This is a genomic window from Pseudomonas chlororaphis subsp. chlororaphis, assembly GCF_003945765.1.
In the GTDB taxonomy this organism is placed as follows: domain Bacteria; phylum Pseudomonadota; class Gammaproteobacteria; order Pseudomonadales; family Pseudomonadaceae; genus Aquipseudomonas; species Aquipseudomonas chlororaphis.
Genome location: NZ_CP027712.1, coordinates 6,623,391 through 6,643,361, shown reverse-complemented (window position 1 = coordinate 6,643,361; position 19,971 = coordinate 6,623,391). Strand labels below are relative to the sequence as shown.

At 62.9% G+C, this 19,971-nt stretch carries 14 protein-coding genes; all 14 read left to right on the top strand.

From position 1 onward, the window contains the following. Nucleotides 1-2 precede the first annotated feature (2 nt). On the top strand, nucleotides 3-2,657 hold the full coding sequence (gene tssH, locus C4K27_RS30320; RefSeq protein ID WP_053263120.1) for a type VI secretion system ATPase TssH: 2,655 nt from the start codon (nucleotides 3-5) through the stop codon (nucleotides 2,655-2,657). Nucleotides 2,658-2,667: 10 nt separating this feature from the next. After that, nucleotides 2,668-4,185, top strand: coding sequence for a sigma-54 interaction domain-containing protein (locus tag C4K27_RS30315; RefSeq protein WP_007930274.1), 1,518 nt, complete (start codon nucleotides 2,668-2,670; stop codon nucleotides 4,183-4,185). 95 nt (nucleotides 4,186-4,280) lie between these two features. Beyond that, the gene (locus tag C4K27_RS30310) at nucleotides 4,281-4,421 is read left to right on the top strand and encodes a hypothetical protein (protein ID WP_007930271.1); all 141 of its coding nucleotides are present in this window, start codon (nucleotides 4,281-4,283) and stop codon (nucleotides 4,419-4,421) included. Nucleotides 4,422-4,438: 17 nt separating this feature from the next. Beyond that, entirely contained in the window at nucleotides 4,439-5,632 is a 1,194-nt protein-coding gene (gene tagH / locus C4K27_RS30305) for a type VI secretion system-associated FHA domain protein TagH (protein WP_007930269.1), read from the top strand. Nucleotides 5,633-5,637: 5 nt separating this feature from the next. Continuing rightward, nucleotides 5,638-6,138 carry a type VI secretion system lipoprotein TssJ gene (gene tssJ, locus C4K27_RS30300; protein WP_053263119.1) on the top strand — a complete coding sequence of 167 codons (501 nt, stop codon included), beginning with the start codon at nucleotides 5,638-5,640 and terminating at the stop codon, nucleotides 6,136-6,138. A 2-nt stretch (nucleotides 6,139-6,140) separates the two neighbouring features. Then, complete coding sequence (tssK, locus tag C4K27_RS30295) at nucleotides 6,141-7,472, top strand: type VI secretion system baseplate subunit TssK (protein WP_007930267.1); 1,332 nt, start codon at nucleotides 6,141-6,143, stop codon at nucleotides 7,470-7,472. A 5-nt stretch (nucleotides 7,473-7,477) separates the two neighbouring features. Then, nucleotides 7,478-8,347: a type IVB secretion system protein IcmH/DotU gene (icmH, locus tag C4K27_RS30290; protein WP_007930266.1), complete on the top strand. Its 870-nt coding sequence runs from the start codon at nucleotides 7,478-7,480 to the stop codon at nucleotides 8,345-8,347. 14 nt (nucleotides 8,348-8,361) lie between these two features. Further along, nucleotides 8,362-11,889, top strand: coding sequence for a type VI secretion system membrane subunit TssM (gene tssM / locus C4K27_RS30285; RefSeq protein WP_053263118.1), 3,528 nt, complete (start codon nucleotides 8,362-8,364; stop codon nucleotides 11,887-11,889). After that, nucleotides 11,889-12,617, top strand: coding sequence for a PP2C family protein-serine/threonine phosphatase (locus tag C4K27_RS30280; protein ID WP_007930264.1), 729 nt, complete (start codon nucleotides 11,889-11,891; stop codon nucleotides 12,615-12,617). Before tssM ends, C4K27_RS30280 begins: the two co-directional genes overlap by 1 nt. Further along, nucleotides 12,614-13,678: a serine/threonine-protein kinase gene (locus C4K27_RS30275; protein ID WP_053263117.1), complete on the top strand. Its 1,065-nt coding sequence runs from the start codon at nucleotides 12,614-12,616 to the stop codon at nucleotides 13,676-13,678. The genes C4K27_RS30280 and C4K27_RS30275 overlap by 4 nt, the downstream gene beginning before the upstream one ends. 21 nt (nucleotides 13,679-13,699) lie before the next feature. After that, a complete protein-coding gene (locus C4K27_RS30270) occupies nucleotides 13,700-16,060 on the top strand; it encodes a type VI secretion system Vgr family protein (RefSeq protein WP_053263116.1) in 2,361 nt (786 codons plus the stop codon). A 12-nt stretch (nucleotides 16,061-16,072) separates the two neighbouring features. Beyond that, nucleotides 16,073-18,259, top strand: coding sequence for a phospholipase D-like domain-containing protein (locus C4K27_RS30265; RefSeq protein ID WP_053263115.1), 2,187 nt, complete (start codon nucleotides 16,073-16,075; stop codon nucleotides 18,257-18,259). After that, the gene (locus C4K27_RS30260) at nucleotides 18,240-19,112 is read left to right on the top strand and encodes a tetratricopeptide repeat protein (RefSeq protein ID WP_081002349.1); all 873 of its coding nucleotides are present in this window, start codon (nucleotides 18,240-18,242) and stop codon (nucleotides 19,110-19,112) included. Before C4K27_RS30265 ends, C4K27_RS30260 begins: the two co-directional genes overlap by 20 nt. Beyond that, on the top strand, nucleotides 19,099-19,965 hold the full coding sequence (locus C4K27_RS30255; protein WP_053263114.1) for a tetratricopeptide repeat protein: 867 nt from the start codon (nucleotides 19,099-19,101) through the stop codon (nucleotides 19,963-19,965). The genes C4K27_RS30260 and C4K27_RS30255 overlap by 14 nt, the downstream gene beginning before the upstream one ends. Nucleotides 19,966-19,971 lie beyond the last annotated feature (6 nt).

Here is a 19,971-nt window from a genome sequence, read left to right as displayed (position 1 = left end):
ACATGATCAACGTAGACCTGCAGCAACTGATCCAGGCGCTGGACGCCGAAACCCGCCGTGACCTGGAAAGCTGTGCCGAACGCTGCGTCGCCCGGGGCGGCAGCAAGATCCTGGTCGAAGACCTGCTGCTGGGCTTGCTGGAGCGTCCGCAAGGCTTGCTCGCACGCGCGTTGCAGGACGCCGAAGTGGATGCCGGCGAGCTGAGCGCGGCGCTGCAATCGCGGGTCGAGCACAGTGCCTCGCGCAACCCGGTGTTCGCCCCGGAGCTGGTGCAGTGGCTGCAGGACGCCTTGCTGGTGGCCAACCTCGAACTGGGCCAGAGCCAGGTCGAGCAGGCGGCGCTGATCCTCGCGCTGCTGCGCAACCCGATGCGTTATGCCGGTAGCCGTTACCAGCCGCTGCTGGCCAAGCTGAACATCGAGCGCCTGAAGGATTTCGCCCTGTCGCAGAAGGAGGAGCCGGCCAGCGGCAAGCCGGCGGCGCCGGGCGAATCGCTGTTGCAGCGCTTCACCCACAACCTGACCCAGCAGGCGCGCGAGGGCAAGCTTGACCCGGTGCTGTGCCGCGATGGCGCGATCCGCCAGATGGTCGACATCCTTGCCCGTCGCCGCAAGAACAACCCGATCGTGGTCGGCGAAGCCGGTGTTGGTAAGACCGCGGTGGTCGAAGGCCTGGCCTCGCGCATCGCCGCCGGTGAAGTGCCGCAAGTGCTCAAGGGCGTCGAGCTGCTGTCGCTGGACATGGGCCTGCTGCAAGCGGGCGCCAGCGTGAAGGGCGAGTTCGAGCGCCGCCTCAAGGGCGTGATCGACGAGGTCAAGGCTTCGCCTAAGCCGATCATTCTGTTTATCGACGAAGCCCACACCCTGATCGGCGCCGGTGGCAACGCCGGCGGTTCCGACGCGGCCAACCTGCTCAAGCCAGCCCTGGCCCGTGGCGAGCTGCGCACCATCGCCGCCACCACCTGGGCCGAGTACAAGAAGTACTTCGAGAAAGACCCGGCCCTGGCCCGTCGCTTCCAGCCGGTGCAGTTGCACGAGCCGACCGTCAGCGAGGCGGTGACCATCCTGCGTGGCCTGGCCCAGGTCTACGAGAAGAGCCACGGTATCTACCTGCGCGACGACGCAGTGGTGGCCGCGGCCGAACTGTCGGCCCGCTACCTGGCCGGCCGCCAGCTGCCGGACAAGGCGGTGGACGTGCTCGACACAGCCTGTGCCCGGGTGCGCATCAGCCTGGCGGCGGCGCCGGAGAGCCTGGAGCGCCTGCGTGGCGAGCTGGCCGAAGGTGGCCGTCAGCGTCAGGCGCTGCGCCGCGACGCCGAAGCCGGCCTGGTGATTGACCAGGAAGCCCTGGACGCGCTGGAGGCCCGTCTGGCCGAGGCCGAGGCTGAGCAGCAAGCCCTGGAAACCCTGTGGAGCGAACAGCGCACCCTGGCCGAGCGCCTGCTCGAACTGCGCCAGCAACTGGCCAAGGCCCGCGAGGCCGCGGCGGTCGAGCCGACCGTCAGTGTTGAAGAAGATGCCGAAGGCACGGTGATCGAGACCCTCGCCGCCGAGGTGGAAGAGGGGCAGAGCGTCGAGGCACTGGAAGCCGCCCTCAACGAAACCCATCGCGCCCTGAGCGATGCCCAGAGCCAGGAACGCCTGGTCAGCTTCGAAGTCTGCCCGCGCCTGGTGGCCGAAGTGATCAGCGCCTGGACCGGCGTGCCGCTGACGCAACTGGCCCGCGAGCACAACGCCAAGGTCGCGAGCTTCGCCACCGACCTGCGCGCACGCATTCGTGGTCAGGAGCAGGCGGTGCATGCGCTGGATCGTTCGATGCGCGCCACCGCCGCCGGCCTGAACAAGCCGGACGCGCCGGTGGGCGTGTTCCTGCTGGTGGGTCCGAGCGGCGTCGGCAAGACCGAAACCGCCCTGGCCCTGGCCGACCTGCTGTATGGCGGCGATCGTTTCATCACCACCATCAACATGTCCGAGTTCCAGGAGAAGCACACCGTGTCGCGTCTGATCGGCGCGCCTCCAGGCTACGTCGGCTATGGCGAAGGCGGCATGCTCACCGAGGCGGTGCGGCAGAAACCCTATTCGGTGATTCTGCTCGACGAGGTTGAGAAAGCCGACCCGGACGTGCTCAACCTGTTCTATCAGATCTTCGACAAGGGCGTGGCCAACGACGGCGAAGGGCGCGAGATCGATTTTCGCAACACGCTGATCCTGATGACCTCGAACCTGGCCAGCGACCGCATCAGCGCCCTGTGCGAGAACGGCGAGCGGCCGAGCGCCGAGACCCTGGAAGAGACCATCCGCCCGGTGCTCAGCAAGCACTTCAAGCCGGCGCTGCTGGCGCGCATGCGCGTGGTGCCGTACTACCCGGTGGGCGGCCCGGTGCTGCGCGAACTGATCGAAATCAAGCTGGGCCGTTTAGGTGAGCGCCTGAACCGTCGCCAGCTGGATTTCACTCACTGCCAGAACCTGGTCGACCATCTGGCCGAGCGCTGCACCCAGAGCGAAAGCGGCGCGCGCCTGATCGACCATCTGCTCGATCTGCACGTACTGCCGCTGGTAGCCGACCGCCTGCTGGACGCCATGGCCACCGGCGAGAACCTCAAGCGCGTGCACGCGACGCTCGACAGCAGCGGCGGCGTGACCTGCGAGTTCGCCTGAGGTGGGTGTGATGTTCACTCGTGTACCGCAACCGCTGATCTACGCCGAGGCGCTGCTGGCGCAGTTCGCCAGCCTGTCGCGGGCGGCCGACGGTGGCGCGCTGCTGGGCGATTTCGTGCGCGGCGTGGCCGGGCTCAGCGGTTGCGAGCTGAGCCAGCTGTACCTGCTCGATGCCACCCATACCCGGCTCGGCCTGAGCGCCGAATGCCTGGGCGGCATCCTGCAACCGCGGGAAGCGGCAAGCCTGCCGGCGGACTACAACGGTGAGCAGCTGCTGCAGTTCGCCCTGTGCCAGAACCGCGTGGTGAGCCTGGTGGGGCTGAGCGGCAGCCTGCACGAAACCAGCTTCCTGCCGGCCCGGGACACGCCTTGGCAGTCGCTGTTGTGCGTGCCGTTGGTGAACACGCAAAAGGCTGTCGAGGGCCTGCTGCTGTGCGCCAGTCGCGAACATGTCGACCTGCAGGGCTTCGCCGATTCCATGGGCCAACTGGGTTCGTTCGTGCTTGGGCAACTGCATCTGCTGCAACGCCTGCGGCGTCCGGTGGGCGACGCGGCGCCGGTGGCCAGCACCCCGGTCAGTGCCAGCGGCTACGGGCTGATCGGCAACAGCACGGCCATGCGCCAGACCTACCAGTTGATCAGCAAGGTGCTGCACAGCCCCTACACCGTATTGCTGCGTGGCGAGACCGGTACCGGCAAGGAAGTGGTGGCGCGGGCCATCCACGACTACGGTCCGCGGCGCTCCCAGGCGTTCATCGTGCAGAACTGCGCGGCGTTCCCGGAGAACCTGCTGGAGAGCGAGCTGTTCGGCTACCGAAGGGGCGCCTTCACCGGCGCCGATCGCGACCGTCCGGGGCTGTTCGACGCGGCCAATGGCGGCACCCTGTTGCTGGACGAGATCGGCGACATGCCGCTGTCCCTGCAGGCCAAGCTGCTGCGTGTGCTGCAGGAGGGCGAGATCCGTCCGCTGGGTTCCAACGACACCCACAAGATCGACGTGCGCATCATCGCCGCGACCCACCGCGACCTGGCGGTGCTGGTCAGCGAGGGCAAGTTCCGCGAGGACCTGTACTACCGCCTGGCGCAGTTCCCGATCGAGCTGCCGGCCCTGCGCCAGCGCGAAGGCGACATCCTCGACCTGGCCCGGCACTTCGCCGACAAGGCCTGCGCCTTCCTCCAGCGCGACCCGGTGAGCTGGTCGGAAACCGCCCTCAATCACCTCTCGGGCTACACCTTCCCGGGCAACGTGCGCGAGCTCAAGGGCCTGGTGGAGCGGGCGGTGCTGCTGTGCGAAGGCGGCGAGCTGCTGGCCGAGCATTTCTCCCTGAGCATCGAAGCGTTGCCGGAGGAACCCGGGCTGAACCTGCGCGAACGCCTGGAGAAGGTCGAGCGTCATCTGCTGCTCGATTGCCTGCGCAAGAACGACGGCAACCAGACCCTGGCGGCCCGCGAGCTGGGGTTGCCCAGGCGCACGCTGCTGTACCGCCTCGGGCGGCTGAACATCAATCTTGGCGACTTCGAGGGTTAGCGCGACATGACTTTCCCCAGCGCCTTTTTCGTTTCGCCAGGCGTCGCCCGCAAGGGTCGGCGCTTTGTGCATTGTCTACCCATGGAGACCCTCTGATGTCTGTTCGTCACTGGCAAGCCGCCCTGCTGGCTCTGATCGTTCTCAGCGGCCTCGGCGGCTGTAGCGGTAATTACAAATTCAACGACAACACCTATCGCCCATTGGGTGATCCGCAGGCGGTCAATCGCGGCAAGTGACCGCAAGGAGCATCATCATGGAACTGGTTTTCGAAATGCTGAACACCAAGCAGTTCGTGCCCACGGAGTTGAGCAGCAAAACCTTCAAGCAGGCCGGCGGGGTGATCGGGCGGGGCGAGGATTGCGACTGGATCATTCCGGACCGCAAGCGTCACCTGTCCAATCACCACGCGATTGTCAGCTACCGCGACGGTACGTTCTTCCTCACCGATACCAGCAGCAATGGTATCCAGGCCAGCGACAGCGGCGCGCGCCTGCGCAAGGGCGAGCCGCAGCGTATCGAGCACGGCAGCATCTATGTGCTGGGGGATTTCGAGATCCGTGCGCGCCTGGTGCGCGATCCGGCGACCTTCGACGCCGAAGTCGGGCGTCCGCAGGCCGCTGGCAGCATCATTCCCGATGACGCATTCCTCGACCTCGACCCGCTCAACGCGCTGGATCAGCAGGAGCGGGTGTATTCGGAAATCGACGAGCTGACCGCGCTCAACACGCCGCGCCAGGAACCACGCCAGCGCGCGGACTATGCGCGGATCGACATGGAAAGCCTGCTGGTGCCGGAACTGGTGGCGCAGCCCGAGGCGCCGGTCGCCGTCGAGCCGGCCCCGGTGGAACGCCAGAGCGAAGGCTTCTGGGAGCATTTCGGCGCGGCGCTGGGGGTGGACCTCAAAGGCCTCGATCACGACGCCCGCGAAGCCCTGGCGATTGATGCCGCGCGCCTGCTCAAGCAAAGCATCGGTGGCCTGCAGCAGAGCCTGCGCACCCGCAGCGAGCTGAAAAACGAACTGCGCCTGGCCCTGACCACCGCCCAGGGCGGCAGCAAGAACCCACTGAAGTTCGCCGTGGACGCCAGCGAAGCGCTGGGCATCCTGCTGCAAGGCAACAAGCCTGGCCAGCTGCCGGCCGAGCAGGCGATCTCCCGTGCCTTCCGCGATCTGCAGGCGCACCAGGTGGCGCTGCTGACCGCCAGCCGCGCGGCCGTGCGCGGCACCCTCGAGCATTTCTCGCCGCAGCAGCTGACCCTGCGTTTCGAGCGCGACAACAAGCCGTTGCTGGCCACCTCCGGCAGCCGCTGGAGAGCCTACAACCGCTATCACCAGGCCCTGCGTCAGGACGATGACTGGAGCGAACGCCTGCTGGCCCGTGACTTCGCCCAGGCCTACGAAGAACAGATCCGCCTGATCTCCACCCTTCACACCGAACACCAAGGATGATGCGCATGTCTCGCTGCTCGACCCTGTTACTCAAGACGCTGGCCATGCTGACCGCCCTGGCGTTGCTGGCCGGCTGCTCGTCGCTGTCGCCGTACTCGACCATGACCAAGCTGAACCTCAAGCTGACCGCCAGCGACCAGCTCAACCCGGACCTCAACGGTCGCCCGTCGCCGATCGTGGTGCGGCTGATCGAGCTCAAGCATCCGGTGGCCTTCGAGAACGCCGATTTCTTTAGCCTCTACGAGCGCGCCAAGGAATCCCTGAGCCCGGACATGGTGGCCAGTGAAGAGCTGGAACTGCGCCCGGGTGAAACCGTGGAGCTCAAGCTCAGCGTCGAAGAAGGCAGCCGCTATGTCGGCGTGCTGGCGGCCTACCGCGATATCTCCGAAGCCCAGTGGCGCTATGTGGTGCAGCTCACTCCGGTGGAGCTGACCGAAGCCGATCTGACCCTCGACCAGGCCGGTATCCGCACCAGCAACGCAACGCTCGCCAAGGCGGACAAGTAATCATGAACGTGCATAAAGTCATTTGGCAGGAAGGCATGTTGCTGCGCCCGCAGCACTTCCAGCACAACGATCGCTACTACGACTACCAGATGAAAACCCGCACCCAGTTGCTGGGCAGTTATTCCTGGGGTTTCCTGAGCCTGGAGATCGACTTGCAGTTCCTCAACATGGGCAAGCTGGTGATCAGCCAGGCCTCCGGCATCCTGCCCGACGGCAGCCTGTTCGAGCTGGGGGGCAACACCGAGCCGCTGGCCCTCGACGTGCCGCCGAACACCGGCAACACCCCGGTCTACCTGGCCTTGCCGCTGGTGACCGGCAACCACATCGAGTCGCGCCGTCCGGAGCAGTCCGACGTGCTGGCGCGCTACACCGCCTACGAGGCGGAAGTGGCCGACTCCAACGCCGGCGACGATTCCAGCAGCCAGGTCAGTTGCGCCCGGCCGGACTTCCGCCTGCTGCTGGGCGAGCAACAGAGCGACCAGGCCTATGTGAAGCTCAAGCTCTGCGAAGTCCTCGACACCACTCCCGACGGGGTGATCAGCCTCGACCCGGACTTCGTGCCGACCTTCATCCACGCCCATGCCTCGAGCTACCTGCTGTCGTGCCTGAAAGAAGTGATCAGCATGCTCAGCCACCGCGGCGACACCATTGCCGACCGGATCCGCTCCAACGGCAAGGTCGGAGGCGCCGAAGTCGGCGACTTCATGATGCTGCAACTGATCAACCGCACCGAACTGCTGCTGCGCCACTACCTGGGCCTGGAGCAGGTGCACCCGGAAGAGCTGTACCGCACGCTGCTGACCATGCTCGGCGATCTGGCGACCTTCGCCAGCGACAGCAAGCGCCCGCGCCTGGACAGCCGCTACCAGCACAGCGACCAGGGCGCGAGCTTTCGCAAGTTGATGGACGCGATCCGCCAGGTGCTGTCGATGGTGCTCGAACAGCACGCCATCGAGCTGGTGCTGCAGGCGCGTCAGTACGGGATCATCGTGTCGCCGTTGCACGACCACAAGCTGCTGGGGTCGGCCTCGTTCGTCCTGGCCGCCAGTGCCAACTGCGACTCCGAAGAACTGCGCCATCGCTTGCCGGCGCACCTCAAGGTCGGCCCGGTGGAGCGGATTCGCCAGCTGGTCAACCTGCATCTGCCGGGGATCAAGGTCAAACCCTTGCCGGTGGCGCCACGGCAGATCGCGTTCCACTCCAACAAAACCTATTTCATCCTCGAACTCAGTTCCGAAGACCTGGCGCAACTGGAGCGTTCCGGCGGTTTCGCCTTCCACGTGTCCGGCGAATTCGCCGAGCTTGAACTGAAATTCTGGGCCATCAGGAACTGACCGACATGATCAAGGACATGGAACACAACCAGGACGACAAGACCGTCTTGCTCGATCGCCAGGGCCATGGCCCGGCGCAGAGTCCGCTGACCGATTTCGCCGCGCCGCCGCGCTTCGAGCAACTGGAAGAACGGATGATCTACGCCGCGCGCCTGCGCCCGGCCGAGGCTTTCAACATCAGCCTGAACGCGCTGGTGGCGGCGGCCTCGGACCTGTTGTCGGAAGTGGTGCGCCTCAAGCACAGCGACACCCGCGAAGACCTGTACGCGCTCAACGAGCGCCTGACCTCGGCGCTGAAGCTGTTCGAGGTGCGCGCCCTGCACAACGGCGCCGAAAGCAGCCAGGTCATGGCCGCCCGCTACGTGCTGTGCACCGTGGTCGACGAGGCGGTGGTCACCACCCCGTGGGGCAATGAAAGCGAGTGGTCGCAGATGAGCCTGCTCAGCAGCTTCCACAACGAGACCTTTGGTGGCGAGAAGTTCTTCCAGCTACTGGACCGGCTGTCGAAGAACCCGGTCAAGCACCTGCCGATGCTGGAGCTGATGTACCTGTGCCTGTCGCTGGGCTTCGAGGGCAAGTACCGGGTCATGGCCCGCGGCATGCTCGAACTCGAAGGCATTCGCGACGCGCTGTACCGGCAGATCCGCCAGCTGCGTGGCGACGTGCCGCGCGAGCTGTCGCCACACTGGGAAGGCTTGCACGACAAGCGCCGCAGCCTGGTGCGCATCGTGCCGTGGTGGATGGTCGCGCTGTTCACGGTGGTCTGCCTGGTGGTGATGTATTCGGGGTTCGCCTGGGTTCTGGGCGAGCAGCGCGAGACCGTTCTGCAACCTTATCAGCAGCTTGACCCGGCCGTGGTCCAGCCCCAGCCGTAATACAGGGACGTGTGATGAAAAACTTCTTCAAGAAAGTCGGCGCCTTCCTGCGCAAGACGTGGGTCTGGACGCTGTTGCTGGTGCTGTTCGTGGCACTGCTGGTGTGGTTCGTCGGGCCGCTGCTGGCGGTCAACGACTACAAGTTCTGGGAAAGCGCGACCTCGCGCCTGCTGACCATCAGCGTGCTGTTCCTGATCTGGGGCCTGACCATGGTCTTCGTCAGCTGGCGCGCCGGGGTCCGCAAGAAAGAAATGGAAGACAGCGAAGACGGCCAGGAACGCCTGCGCCGCGAAGAGCTGATCGACGAGGAACAGAAAGAGCTGCGCAGCCGCTTCAAGGAAGCCATGCGCACCCTCAAGACCTCCAGCCTGTACCGCGGGCGCAGCGAGCGCTGGCGCAACGACCTGCCCTGGTACCTGCTGATCGGTCCGCAGAGCAGCGGCAAGACCAGCCTGCTGGACTTCTCGGGCCTTGAGTTCCCGATCAACAAGATCGACCGCAAGCTGACCCGCGACACCGTCGGCACCCGGCATTGCGACTGGTACTTCGCTGACCATGGCGTGCTGATCGACACCGCCGGCCGCTACCTGACCCAGTCCGACGCGGAAGTTGACGGCAGTGCCTGGAGCACCTTGCTCAACCTGCTGCGCAAGCGCCGTCGCGGGCGTCCGCTCAATGGCGTGCTGGTGACCATTCCGGTGGAGCTGCTGCTGAGCGGCAACGAGCAGGATCTCGAGACCCTGGCGCGCCAGGTCCGCGCGCGCCTGCAGGACGTGCACCAGAAACTGCATGTCGATGTGCCGGTGTACCTGGTGCTGAGCAAGGCCGACCAGTTGTTGGGCTTCGACGAGTTCTTCGACCAGCTGAGCCGCGAGGAAAGCGACCAGGTGCTTGGCACCAGCTTCCGCAAGGAACAGAACGGCACCGACGTCGCCGTGCTGCGCCAGGAGTTCGAAGAACTGCTGCGGCGCCTGAACAGCCAGGTGATCATGCGCATGCACCAGGAGCGCGACACCCAGCGCCGTGGCCGCATCCTCGACTTCCCGCACCAGTTGGGCCAGATCGGCGAGCACCTGTGCCTGTTCGTCGACATGGCGTTCACCGGCAACCGCTACCAGCGGGCCAGCCAGCTGCGCGGTTTCTACCTGACCAGCGCGCCGCACCTGACCGAAAAGCTCGACCCCGACACCGCCAGCATCGGCGCCAGCCTGGGCATGGCGGCCGGCGTGCTGCCGACCCTGCGCAGCGGCCGTTCGCGCTTCATTCACCACCTGCTGAGCCGGGTGATTTTCCCCGAGGCCGACCTGGCTGGCCTGGACAAGCGCGAGCGTAATCGCATCCATTGGGGCCAGCGTGCGCTGTACGTAGGCGCGCTGGTGGCCCTGGCCTTGTTCGGCCTGCTGTGGGCCGGCGGTTTCTCCGCCAACTACGAGCGCCTGGAAAACCTGCGCTCCCTGGCGCAGAACTGGAACCAGCAGCGCACCGCGCTGACCGCCCGTGACGACGCGATGGCGGCGCTCAAGACCCTCGACACCAGCTTCGAAGCCACCAAGGTGTTCCCGGCCAAGGGTGATGTATCACTGCACGAGCGGGTCGGCCTGTACCAGGGCGAGGAAAGCAACCCGGTGGTGCTCAGCGCCTACGAGCGTGAGCTGCAAGCCCAGCTGTTGCCACGAGTGGCGCAGATGCTCGAAGGGCAGATCCGCAGCAACATGCGTGACCGCGACCGCCTGCTCAACAGCCTGCGGGCGTACCTGATGCTGAACATGCAGGACCGTCGCGATCCGTCCTGGCTCAAGGATTGGGTGGCCAGCGACTGGTCGACGCGTTACGCCGGCAACACCGCGGTGCAGAACGGCCTGAACGCGCACTTCGAACGCCTGCTCAAGCTGCCGTTCAGCTACCCGCTCAACGACACGCTGGTGGCCCAGGCGCGCCAGGTGCTGCGCAGCGAGTCGCTGGCCAACGTGGTCTATCGCGTGCTGCGCGAACAGGCGCGGAGCCTGCCGGAGTACCGCCTGAGCCAGCACCTGGGACCGCAGGGCAGCCTGTTCGTCGGCACCGACTACGCGATCCCGGGCTTCTACACCCAGCAGGGTTATCAGCAGTATTTCTCGGTCCAGGGCACGGCGCTGGTCACCGATATCCTGCGTGACAACTGGGTGCTGGGCGAAGGCAGCGGCATCAGCGGCATGGACCTGCGCCGCCTGATGGTGGAGTTGGAGCAGCTGTACTTCCGCGACTACGCCAACTTCTGGAGCGAAGCGGTGGGCCAGGTCGGCCTGCAGCCGTTCAACGATGCCGGCGAAGGCGCCGATCAGGTCGCCGGCCTGACCTCGGCCAACTCGCCGGTGCTGCAACTGTTGGTGGAAGTGCGTGAGAACACCCGCTTCCAGGCCATCGCCGAAAGCGCCGAAGACGTGACCGCCGCGGCGGATAAAGCCGCCGAGAAGGGCGGGGCGCTGGGCAAGGTCGCGGCGGCTGCCGCGGGCAAGGCCCAGGAAGCTTTGGCCAAGAACCTGCCGGACACCGCGAAGAAGTCGCTGCAACGTCGCTTCGAACCGCTGCACCGTCTGCTGGACGACAACAACGGCCCGGCGGCGGACCTGACGCCGGCGCTGCAAGCGTTGAACGACCTGCAACTGCAACTGGCCGGCCTGGCCCGTGCCAGCGCGCCCGAGCAGGCGGCGTTCGAAATGGCCAAGACCCGCATGAGCGGTCAGCGCGATGCCCTGAGCAACCTGCGCAACGCCTCGGTGCGCCTGCCGCGTCCGGTGAGCGTATGGTTCAACGTGCTGGCGGAAGACACCTGGCGCCTGGTGCTCAACGACTCCTACCAGTACCTGAACCAGCGCTACCAGAGCGAGCTGTACAGCTTCTACGGCAAGGCCATCAGCAAGCGTTATCCGTTCAGCGCCCACAGCACCAGCGATGTCGCCATCAGCGATTTCCGCGAGTTCTTCAAGGCCCAGGGCATCGCCGATCGCTTCTTCGAAACCTACATGCGGCCTTTCGTCAGCGGCGATCCGGGCAACTACCGCCTGCGCAGCATCGACGGCCACAGCCTGCCGATGTCCAAGGTCTACCTCGACCAGATGGCCGCGGCCCAGGTGATCCGCCAGAGCTTCTTCTCGGAGAACCCGGCGGAGCCGCAGGTGCAGTTCAAGCTGGAGCCCTACACCCTGGACCCGGCGGTGAGCCGTTCCGAGTTCCGTTTCGGCGACAAGACCATGGAATACCGTCACGGCCCGATCGTGCCGGTGTCCTTCAAGTGGCCGACCGACGCCGAAGACGGCCGCACCAGCCTGGTGCTGGACAAGATGGCCGGGCGCCCGGTGGGCATCGAAAAGAACACCGGCCCCTGGTCGCTGTTCCGTCTGTTCGACCTGATGCAGACCGAGTACCTGACCGGCCGTGACGTGCTGGTGCTCAAGGCCGACCTGGGCGGCCTGCGCGCCAACTACCTGCTGATGAGCCAGCGCACGCCGAACCCGTTCGACATGGGCGTGCTGCGTACCTTCCGCATGCCGGTGCAGCTCTGATGCTGGTTGCCAGTACCTGGCGCAGCGCTGCGCGCACCGACCCGGGCAAGGTTCGGGCGCGCAACGAAGATGCCTTCCTCGACTGTCCGGAGCAGGGGCTCTGGGTGGTCGCGGACGGCATGGGCGGGCATCAGGGTGGCGACATCGCCAGCCAGTTGATCGTCGCCAGCCTGGCCGAGTTGCCGGCGCAAGACAGCTTCGACGAGCGGCTCAAGGGCCTGCGCCAGTGCCTGCACTGGCTCAACCGGCGCCTGGGCCAGGAGTTGACTGTCACCGCCGAGCGCCACGACAGCATCATGGGCAGCACCGTGGTCGCGCTGTTGCTGGAAGGCGACCGCGCGGCGTGCATCTGGGCCGGCGACAGCCGCTGTTACCTGTGGCGCGGGCAGCGTCTGTATCAGCTGTCCAAGGACCATTCGCTGCAGCAGCAACTGATCGACGAGCAGCAGATGAGCGTCGAGCAGGCGCGGGCCCATCCGGCGGCCAATGCCCTGACCCGGGCGGTGGGCGCCAGCGAGCAGCTGACCCTGGATGTGCTGGAGTTGCAGGTCTACCCCGGCGATGCCTTCCTGCTGTGCAGCGACGGCCTGTACCAGGGCCTGACCAGCGACGCGCTGGGCAATGCCTTGAGCCTGGCTTCGCCGCAGGTGGCGCTGGAGCGTCTGTTCGACGGCGCCCTGCGCGGCTCGGCGCGGGACAACCTGACAGCCGTGGTGATCCGCCAATGAGTGATCTCAAATCCGGTCTGGATAACATCCTGATGAGCGAGGAAGAGGCCAGCAACCTGACCTATTTCGCCTTCGCCAAGGCCAATGAGGCGCCGCGTCCCGTGGCGCCCAAGGCCAAGGGCAAAGGCCGCAACCGCTCCAGGAACCGCCCCCGTTCCAAGGCCCAGGCCGGGGCGCCTGTGGGCGGGTTGCCGGACGTATTGGCCGGACGTTACCGCCTCGAGCGCCTGCTCGGGGCCGGTGGCATGGGCGCGGTCTACCGCGCGCGGGACCTGCTGCATGAGCAGTTCGGCGATCCCGACCCTTACATAGCGCTCAAAGTTATGAGCGAAGAATTTTCCGAGACGCCGGATGCCAGCGCCTTGCTCTACAGCGAGTTCGCCCTGACCCGGCGCCTGCGCCACCCGAACGTCGTGCGCCTGCACAGCTTCGAAGTGGACACCCAGTGCCAGCGCGCCTTCATCACCATGGAGCTGATGCGCGGCCTGACCCTGGACAAACTGCTCTGCGAGCGGCCATTGGGCCTGCCGTGGGAAGAGCTGCGCGATGTGGTGCGGCCACTGCTCGATGCCCTGGCGTACAGCCACGCTCGCGGTGTGCTGCACGGCGACCTGAAGCCGAGCAACGTGATGCTCTGCGAAGACGGCGTGCGGCTGTTCGACTTCGGCCTGAGCCAGGCCGAGGAGGGCATCCTTCCCGGCCTGCCGCAACTGAGCCGCAGCCGCTTCAACGCCTGGACGCCCGGCTATGCCGCCCCCGAATTGCTGGAGGGCGGCGCCTTGTCGGCCAGCGCCGACCTGTACGCGGTGGCCTGTGTGATCTATGAACTGGCCTGCGGCAAGCACCCGTATCGCCGGTTGCCGTCGACCCAGGCCCGCGACGAACGCCTGGACCGCTCGCTGCAGGCGCCCAGGCATCTACCCAGACACTGTTGGCCAGCCCTGCGCGCGGCGCTGGCCCTCGACGCGGCGGAGCGCACCATTTCCGCCCAAGCATTGCGCGACGCCATGCGCGCGGATTCGTCCTGGCTGCAACGCTGGTTCCATCGGCGTAACGGATGACCATCGAACAGGGAGCAAGCTATGTTCAATCCTTCCAATGAAACCCACTTCAGCCTGACGGTCGACGACTTCCAGGGTGACTTGCAGGTGCTGTCTTTCGAGGGGATCGAAGGCATCAGCCAGCCGTTCCGTTTCGATCTGGAGCTGGTCAGCGAGAACCCCGACCTGGACCTGGAAACCCTGCTGCACAAGCAGGCTTTTCTAGCGTTTGATCCGCAAGGCAGTGGCATCCACGGCCAGATCTACCGCGTGGCCCAGGGCGATGCCGGCAAGCGCCTGACCCGCTACAAGGTGTCGCTGGTGCCGCAACTGGCCTATCTCGAACACCGCACCAACCAGCGCATCTATCAGCAGCTGTCGGCGCCGAAGATCATCGCGTTGATCCTCGAAGAGCACGGCATCCAGGGCAACGCCTACCGGTTCCAGCTCGGCACCCCGTGCCCGGAGCGCGACTACTGCGTGCAGTACGACGAGACCGACCTGCACTTCATCCAGCGCCTGTGCGAAGAGGAAGGTCTGCATTACCACTTCCAGCACAGCCCGCAGGGCCACTTGCTGGTGTTCGGCGACGACCAGACGGTATTTCCCAAGCTCGGCCAGCCCACCGCCTATATCCAGGGCAGCGGCATGGTCGCCGACGAGCCGGTGATCAAGGGTTTCAACCTGCGCCTGGAGACCCGCACCCGCCGTACTACTCGACGCGATTACGACTTCGAGAAGCCGCGCCTGCAACTGGAGGCCGCCTATAAACCCGAGACCGACAGTGAAGAACCGGACCTGGAAGACTACGACTACCCGGGCCGCTTCACCGACCGCGCGCGCGGCAAGTTCCTCAGCCAGCGCGCCCTCGAACGCCACCGCGCCGACTACCAGCAGGCCGAAGGCTGGGGCGACCAGACGCGACTGGTCAGCGGCCACTTCCTGGAACTGTCCGAGCACCCGCGCAGTGAGTGGAACGACCTCTGGCTGCTGACCCATATCGTCCACGAAGGCAAGCAGCCGCAGGTGCTGGAAGAGTCGGTGACCAGCGACACCACCGACAACAAGGACGACTTCCACCAGGGCTACCGCAACCGCTTCCTCGCCACGCCCTGGCAGGTGTTCTACCGCCCGGCCCTGAACCACCCGAAACCCCGCGTCCTCGGCAGCCAGACCGCGGTGGTCACCGGGCCCAAGGGCGAAGAAATCCACTGCGACCAGTACGGCCGGGTGAAGGTGCAGTTCCACTGGGACCGCGAAGGCAAAGCCGACGACAAGACCAGCTGCTGGCTGCGGGTGTCCTCCAGCTGGGCCGGCGACCGCTACGGCGCCCTGGTCATCCCGCGCATCGGCATGGAAGTGCTGGTGACCTTCCTCGAAGGCGACCCCGACCAGCCGCTGATCACTGGCTGCCTGTACCACAAGGAACACCCGGTGCCTTACGCCCTGCCGGCGAACAAGACCCGCACGGTATTCAAGTCCATGAGCTCGCCGGGTGGCGCCGGCTACAACGAACTGCGCATCGAAGACAAAAAAGGCGCCGAACAGATCTTCATCCATGCCCAGCGCGACTGGGATGAAAACATCGAGCACGACCAGAAAATCCGCATCGGCCACGAACGCCACGACACGGTGGAAAAGAACACCTACACCGAACTCAAGGCCGAAGAACATCGGATCACCCACGCCGACCGCAAGACCGAAACCAAGGTCGACGACCACCTGACCGTGGGCGAAAACCAGCACATCAAACTCGGCACCGCCCAGCTGACCAAAGCCGGCCAGGAAATCCACCTCAAGGCCGGCGCCAAGATGGTGATCGAGGCGGGCAGCGAACTGACGATCAAGGCCGGGGGCAGTTTTATCAAACTCGATGCCGGCGGCGTCACGGTGGTGGGGCCGGTGGTGAAGATCAATGCGGGGGGCTCGCCGGGGAGTGGGGCGGGGATTGGGATCAAGATACCCGGTCTGCCAGGGGTGGCCGATGCGGACAAGGCTGGCAGCCTGATGGAGGAGGCGTTGGCCAACCCGGCGAAAGAAACCGTACCGGGTCAGCTGTGCATTCGTATTTCCCCGTTGCCCAACATGCCGGGGTATCCGGATGAGCCCTATCAGCTCTACGCCGATGGCGCACTTATCGACAAAGGCTTCAGCGACGAGAAGGGCAATGTGCTTTTCCAGCATATCCCCGGTACCCGCAACTATTCGGTGGAAACGGTGAACGGACACCGTTTCAACCTGGATATGAGCGAAACCTCGACCGAACAGACGCGCCAACGCAGTGAGCGCCTGGGGCGTGAGGGATACCGCGACTTCCCGGGTGCGGCTGCCTCTCTGGAGGCGTTGAGCAGCAGTGAGGCGTTCCGCCAATTGTGGGCGGATCAAAGCGAGCAGAAAGAGTAAAGGAAGCACTCCATGACATACCTCGATCAGAAACTGTCGATCTCGCTTGAAGAAAGCGCCGCAACCCTGACTTCGGATTGGTTCGCCCACAAGAACAATCCGCTAAGCCCGCCACGTCCGGCAGGCAACGTGGTGACGCCGCTGGTGTGTGGCGAGGAAGCCTTCAAGAAGGTCTATGAATGCATCCAGGCAGCTACGAAAAGCATTGACCTTATCAGTTGGGGCTTCGATCCGGGATTGCGTCTCGACCGGGCCTCGACCGACAGCCCCTGTCTGGGAAAACTGCTCAGGCAGAAGGCCGAAAGTGGTGTCGAGGTACGGGTACTGATCTGGAACAACCGACTGGCCCAGCTCGGTGAAAACTCGGTGATCGGTGAGGGCTGGAGCGGCGCCGGCGGAACATCGATGGGTTCCGGAATGACCGCGGGCAAGCCGGCTGACACCAGCGCCCTGGGTGAAAAACGGAAAAAGCTCCTGGAAAAACAGCAGCAGGAGCAGGCACGCCTGGAAAAACTTCCGGCAAACGACGAGGCCGGCCGACGAGCCACGCGCGACCGTCTGATCGACATCCAGCAAAGCCTGGATGCCCTGGACAGCGGCTACACCAAGGGCCGTGATTCGGGAGGGACGGTTCAAGCCCCGAACGAACAGGTCGAGACCCGAGATTGGTATCGCTGGGTACACAGCCGCGAAGCCCGCAATATCGAGTTTCGTACGCGGGACTTCAAACTCGTAGGAGAGTTGACCTACGACGATCAAAATGGCCTGCGCATGCATTGGGGGCGTCTTGCCATCCTGTGGCGACTGCTCAAGGACGAGTCTCACGATGTGCCCTTCATGCAGATGCTGGCCCTGAGCCTATTTCCCAGCCATCACCAGAAAACCCTGGTGGTCGACTACATGGACCCGCAAAAAGCGAAAGGTCTTGTGATGGGCCACAACCTGCAGCGCAACTACTGGGACACCACCGCCCACGCCTACGACGATGCAGCCGGCAAGCGCGATCTGGGCTTCGGCCCCTGGCAGGACCTTTCCCTATTTGTACGCGGCCCGGTGCTATTCGACCTTAATCACAACTTCTGCAATGCCTGGGACAAGAGCAGCAGCTGGATACGCCGGGTCTTCAAGGGCACCCTGAATCACGAGCGCTCGTCGGTCAAACCACTGAGCCTGATCCTCGATGGTGGAGAGCCCGCGCAGATTTGCCGGACTCAACCGGAAGAAGGTCCGGAAAAAACCATTCTCGAGATATATGAAAAGGCCCTGGGCAATGTGCATCAGTACGCCTATATCGAGAACCAATACTTCCGCTACAAACCGCTGGCCGAACGCCTGAAGAAAGTTGCCGCCGACTACGTCGCTGCCGGCAAACAACAGGACTTGCACCTGTTCGTGGTCACCAACAACCCGGAGAGCGGGCATTTCTCCAGTTCCACCTACGAGATGCTCGACACCCTTGGCCAGGGCGAACTGATGCCCCTGGCCCACCGCGACCTGCTCTACGATCAACGCCAGCTTGCCTATCGCCAGCGCGAACTGAAGGCCCGCGACGAATCGCCGACACGCGATCAGGAGCTGGCCAAGGTACAGACGCAAATGCATGAGCAGGGTATCGATCCGAGTCGCGCCGATGAACTCCTGGCCATGGACCCCAACAAACACTACAACCAGGCCGCGGCTCGCGAACTGGAGCCGGAGATGCTGCCGCCCAAGGGGTTGAAAATCATTGTCGCGACTCTGGTCAGTTGCAAGGACGGCGGCGAAACCGCTACTCCCAAGACGCGCGAGCAGCGCCAGACCGAACGCGATATCACCGAACATCTCGGCCCGGAACAAGGAATGGCGCAGTACAAGTCCATCTATGTACACAGCAAGCTGCTGCTGGTGGACGACCTGTTCTTCACCCTGGGCTCCGCCAACATCAACGAGCGCAGCCTGAACTCCGACTCCGAACTGAATATCGCCATGCCAAGCCCGCAAACCACCCGGACCTGGCGGGAGCGGTTGTGGGGGATGCATTCGGGAAACGAGATTAGTGTAAGTAAACCAACACCTGCGGAGAATATCGTTGAAGATTTTAGGAACTGGGAGTCGGTGATTAGCAAGAATTGGGAAAGGCAAAAAATAAATAAAAAATTAAATGGAAATTTAGTCAGATTCTGGGATGTGGTGACGCCTTATGCAAAAGCCGTTGATTAATTTACTGCTGATTTTTTCTTTTTTTCTTTTTGGAGCTGATGCTATGGCTTATGAGTTCAAATGCGTACATGAGCAAAAAAATGCCCCGCCTTTGGATCCGCAGGCTGATCAATGGTTTCAACGCGCTCGCTCTATCAGTAAAGAGCGATTTCCAGACTGGTCGGAAGTTTCCAGGTTATATCAGCAGGCTGCAGATAAGGACCACTGGAAAGCTATGCATAATCTAGCAGAGCTGTATCTGCGGGGTGATGGTGTATTAAAGGATACTAACAAGGCTATTGATCTGTATATGCGAATGGTCAATCTACAAGTGCCTCTCGGTTATTATGATATGAGTGTAATGACACAGCGGGGAGTAGGTGTTGTACAGTCAGATAAAGAGGCTATGCTGTTTTTGATTAAGGCGGCTGATTTAGGTAGCCCTCAAGCACAAACTAGAATTGGCTACATTTATATCTATGATAAGAGAAAGGATGCTGTAGGGTTGGGATACTTGAAGTGCGCGGAGAGACAGGATTATGCAGATGCAGCATATAAGTTAGGGTCGTATTATGAGGTTGTGGATGAGAACTATCCTGTTTCCATGCACTATTATCAGCGTGCTGCGGCGCTAGGGGAGCCGAAGGGAGCTACGGAGATCAGAAATGTTTTTGAGAAAGGGCTACACGATTACTCAAAGAATTTGAAGGTAGCTAAGGCCTACGATGATATATCTAGTCGTTTTTACAAAAATCCTGAACTACGGCTACCTAATTTAGCAAAAGATCATCCACTTCCACCGCACCCTATTCAGGGTTATCACGCGGATAAAGACATCAACTGGAAGCCAACCGGACGTGATGACGACTATTAAAGCACTTCTGGTTACTGTGCTACTGGGCAGCAGTGGCTTTTCCATGGCATACGATTTCAAGTGTGTTCATGAGAAAGATATTGCTCCACCCCTGGATCAGCAAGCAGACCAATGGTTTAAACAAGCTCGGGTGCTTAGCAAAAAACGCCCGGTTGACTGGATCGAAGTGGCCAGCCTGTACCAGCAGGCTGTAGAAAAGAACCATTGGAAAGCAATGCATAATCTTGCAGAGCTATACTTACGTGGTGATGGGGTTGTTAAGGATACGAACAAGGCTATTGATTTGTATCTGGAAATGATCAAGCTACAGGTACCGCTGGGTTATTACGATATGAGTGTAATGACCAAAAGAGGCGTCGGTGTGGTGCAGTCTGATAGGCAATCAGTAATATATTTGCTCAAGGCGGGAGATGTAGGTAGTCCTATGGCTCAAGTCAGGTTAGGAAATATCTATATTTATGAGGCTAAGAAAAGAGATCTAGGGATTTCCTACCTACGCTGTGCTGCAGATCAGAGCGATGCAAACGCAAATTATGAGTTGGCCACATACTACGAGATCTTGGATAGAAACTACCCTGTTGCCTTGCATTACTATCAGAGAGCTGCAGCTCTAGGTGAACGGAAAGGTGCCATGGAAATAGAAGATGTATTTCAAAATGGTAAGTTTTCTTATAATAAAGACAAGAAGACTGAAGATGCATACTACAAAGTGTCCAGGGAGCTAGCCAATAATCCAGACTTGCGCTTCCCCAATCTGGCCAAAGACCACCCACTGCCACCGAACCCTGTGCAGGGCTATCACGCCGATAAAGACATCAACTGGAAACCAACCGGACGCGATGACGATTATTAAGAGAAA

Coding starts and splice junctions, on each gene's coding strand:
- C4K27_RS30260 (WP_081002349.1), top strand. CDS start 18,240: ATGCAAAAGCCGTTGATTAATTTACTGCTGATTTTTTCTTTTTTTCTT.
- C4K27_RS30310 (WP_007930271.1), top strand. CDS start 4,281: ATGTCTGTTCGTCACTGGCAAGCCGCCCTGCTGGCTCTGATCGTTCTC.
- C4K27_RS30315 (WP_007930274.1), top strand. CDS start 2,668: ATGTTCACTCGTGTACCGCAACCGCTGATCTACGCCGAGGCGCTGCTG.
- C4K27_RS30265 (WP_053263115.1), top strand. CDS start 16,073: ATGACATACCTCGATCAGAAACTGTCGATCTCGCTTGAAGAAAGCGCC.
- C4K27_RS30255 (WP_053263114.1), top strand. CDS start 19,099: ATGACGACTATTAAAGCACTTCTGGTTACTGTGCTACTGGGCAGCAGT.
- tssM (WP_053263118.1), top strand. CDS start 8,362: ATGAAAAACTTCTTCAAGAAAGTCGGCGCCTTCCTGCGCAAGACGTGG.
- C4K27_RS30275 (WP_053263117.1), top strand. CDS start 12,614: ATGAGTGATCTCAAATCCGGTCTGGATAACATCCTGATGAGCGAGGAA.
- tssH (WP_053263120.1), top strand. CDS start 3: ATGATCAACGTAGACCTGCAGCAACTGATCCAGGCGCTGGACGCCGAA.
- tssJ (WP_053263119.1), top strand. CDS start 5,638: ATGTCTCGCTGCTCGACCCTGTTACTCAAGACGCTGGCCATGCTGACC.
- C4K27_RS30280 (WP_007930264.1), top strand. CDS start 11,889: ATGCTGGTTGCCAGTACCTGGCGCAGCGCTGCGCGCACCGACCCGGGC.
- icmH (WP_007930266.1), top strand. CDS start 7,478: ATGATCAAGGACATGGAACACAACCAGGACGACAAGACCGTCTTGCTC.
- tssK (WP_007930267.1), top strand. CDS start 6,141: ATGAACGTGCATAAAGTCATTTGGCAGGAAGGCATGTTGCTGCGCCCG.
- C4K27_RS30270 (WP_053263116.1), top strand. CDS start 13,700: ATGTTCAATCCTTCCAATGAAACCCACTTCAGCCTGACGGTCGACGAC.
- tagH (WP_007930269.1), top strand. CDS start 4,439: ATGGAACTGGTTTTCGAAATGCTGAACACCAAGCAGTTCGTGCCCACG.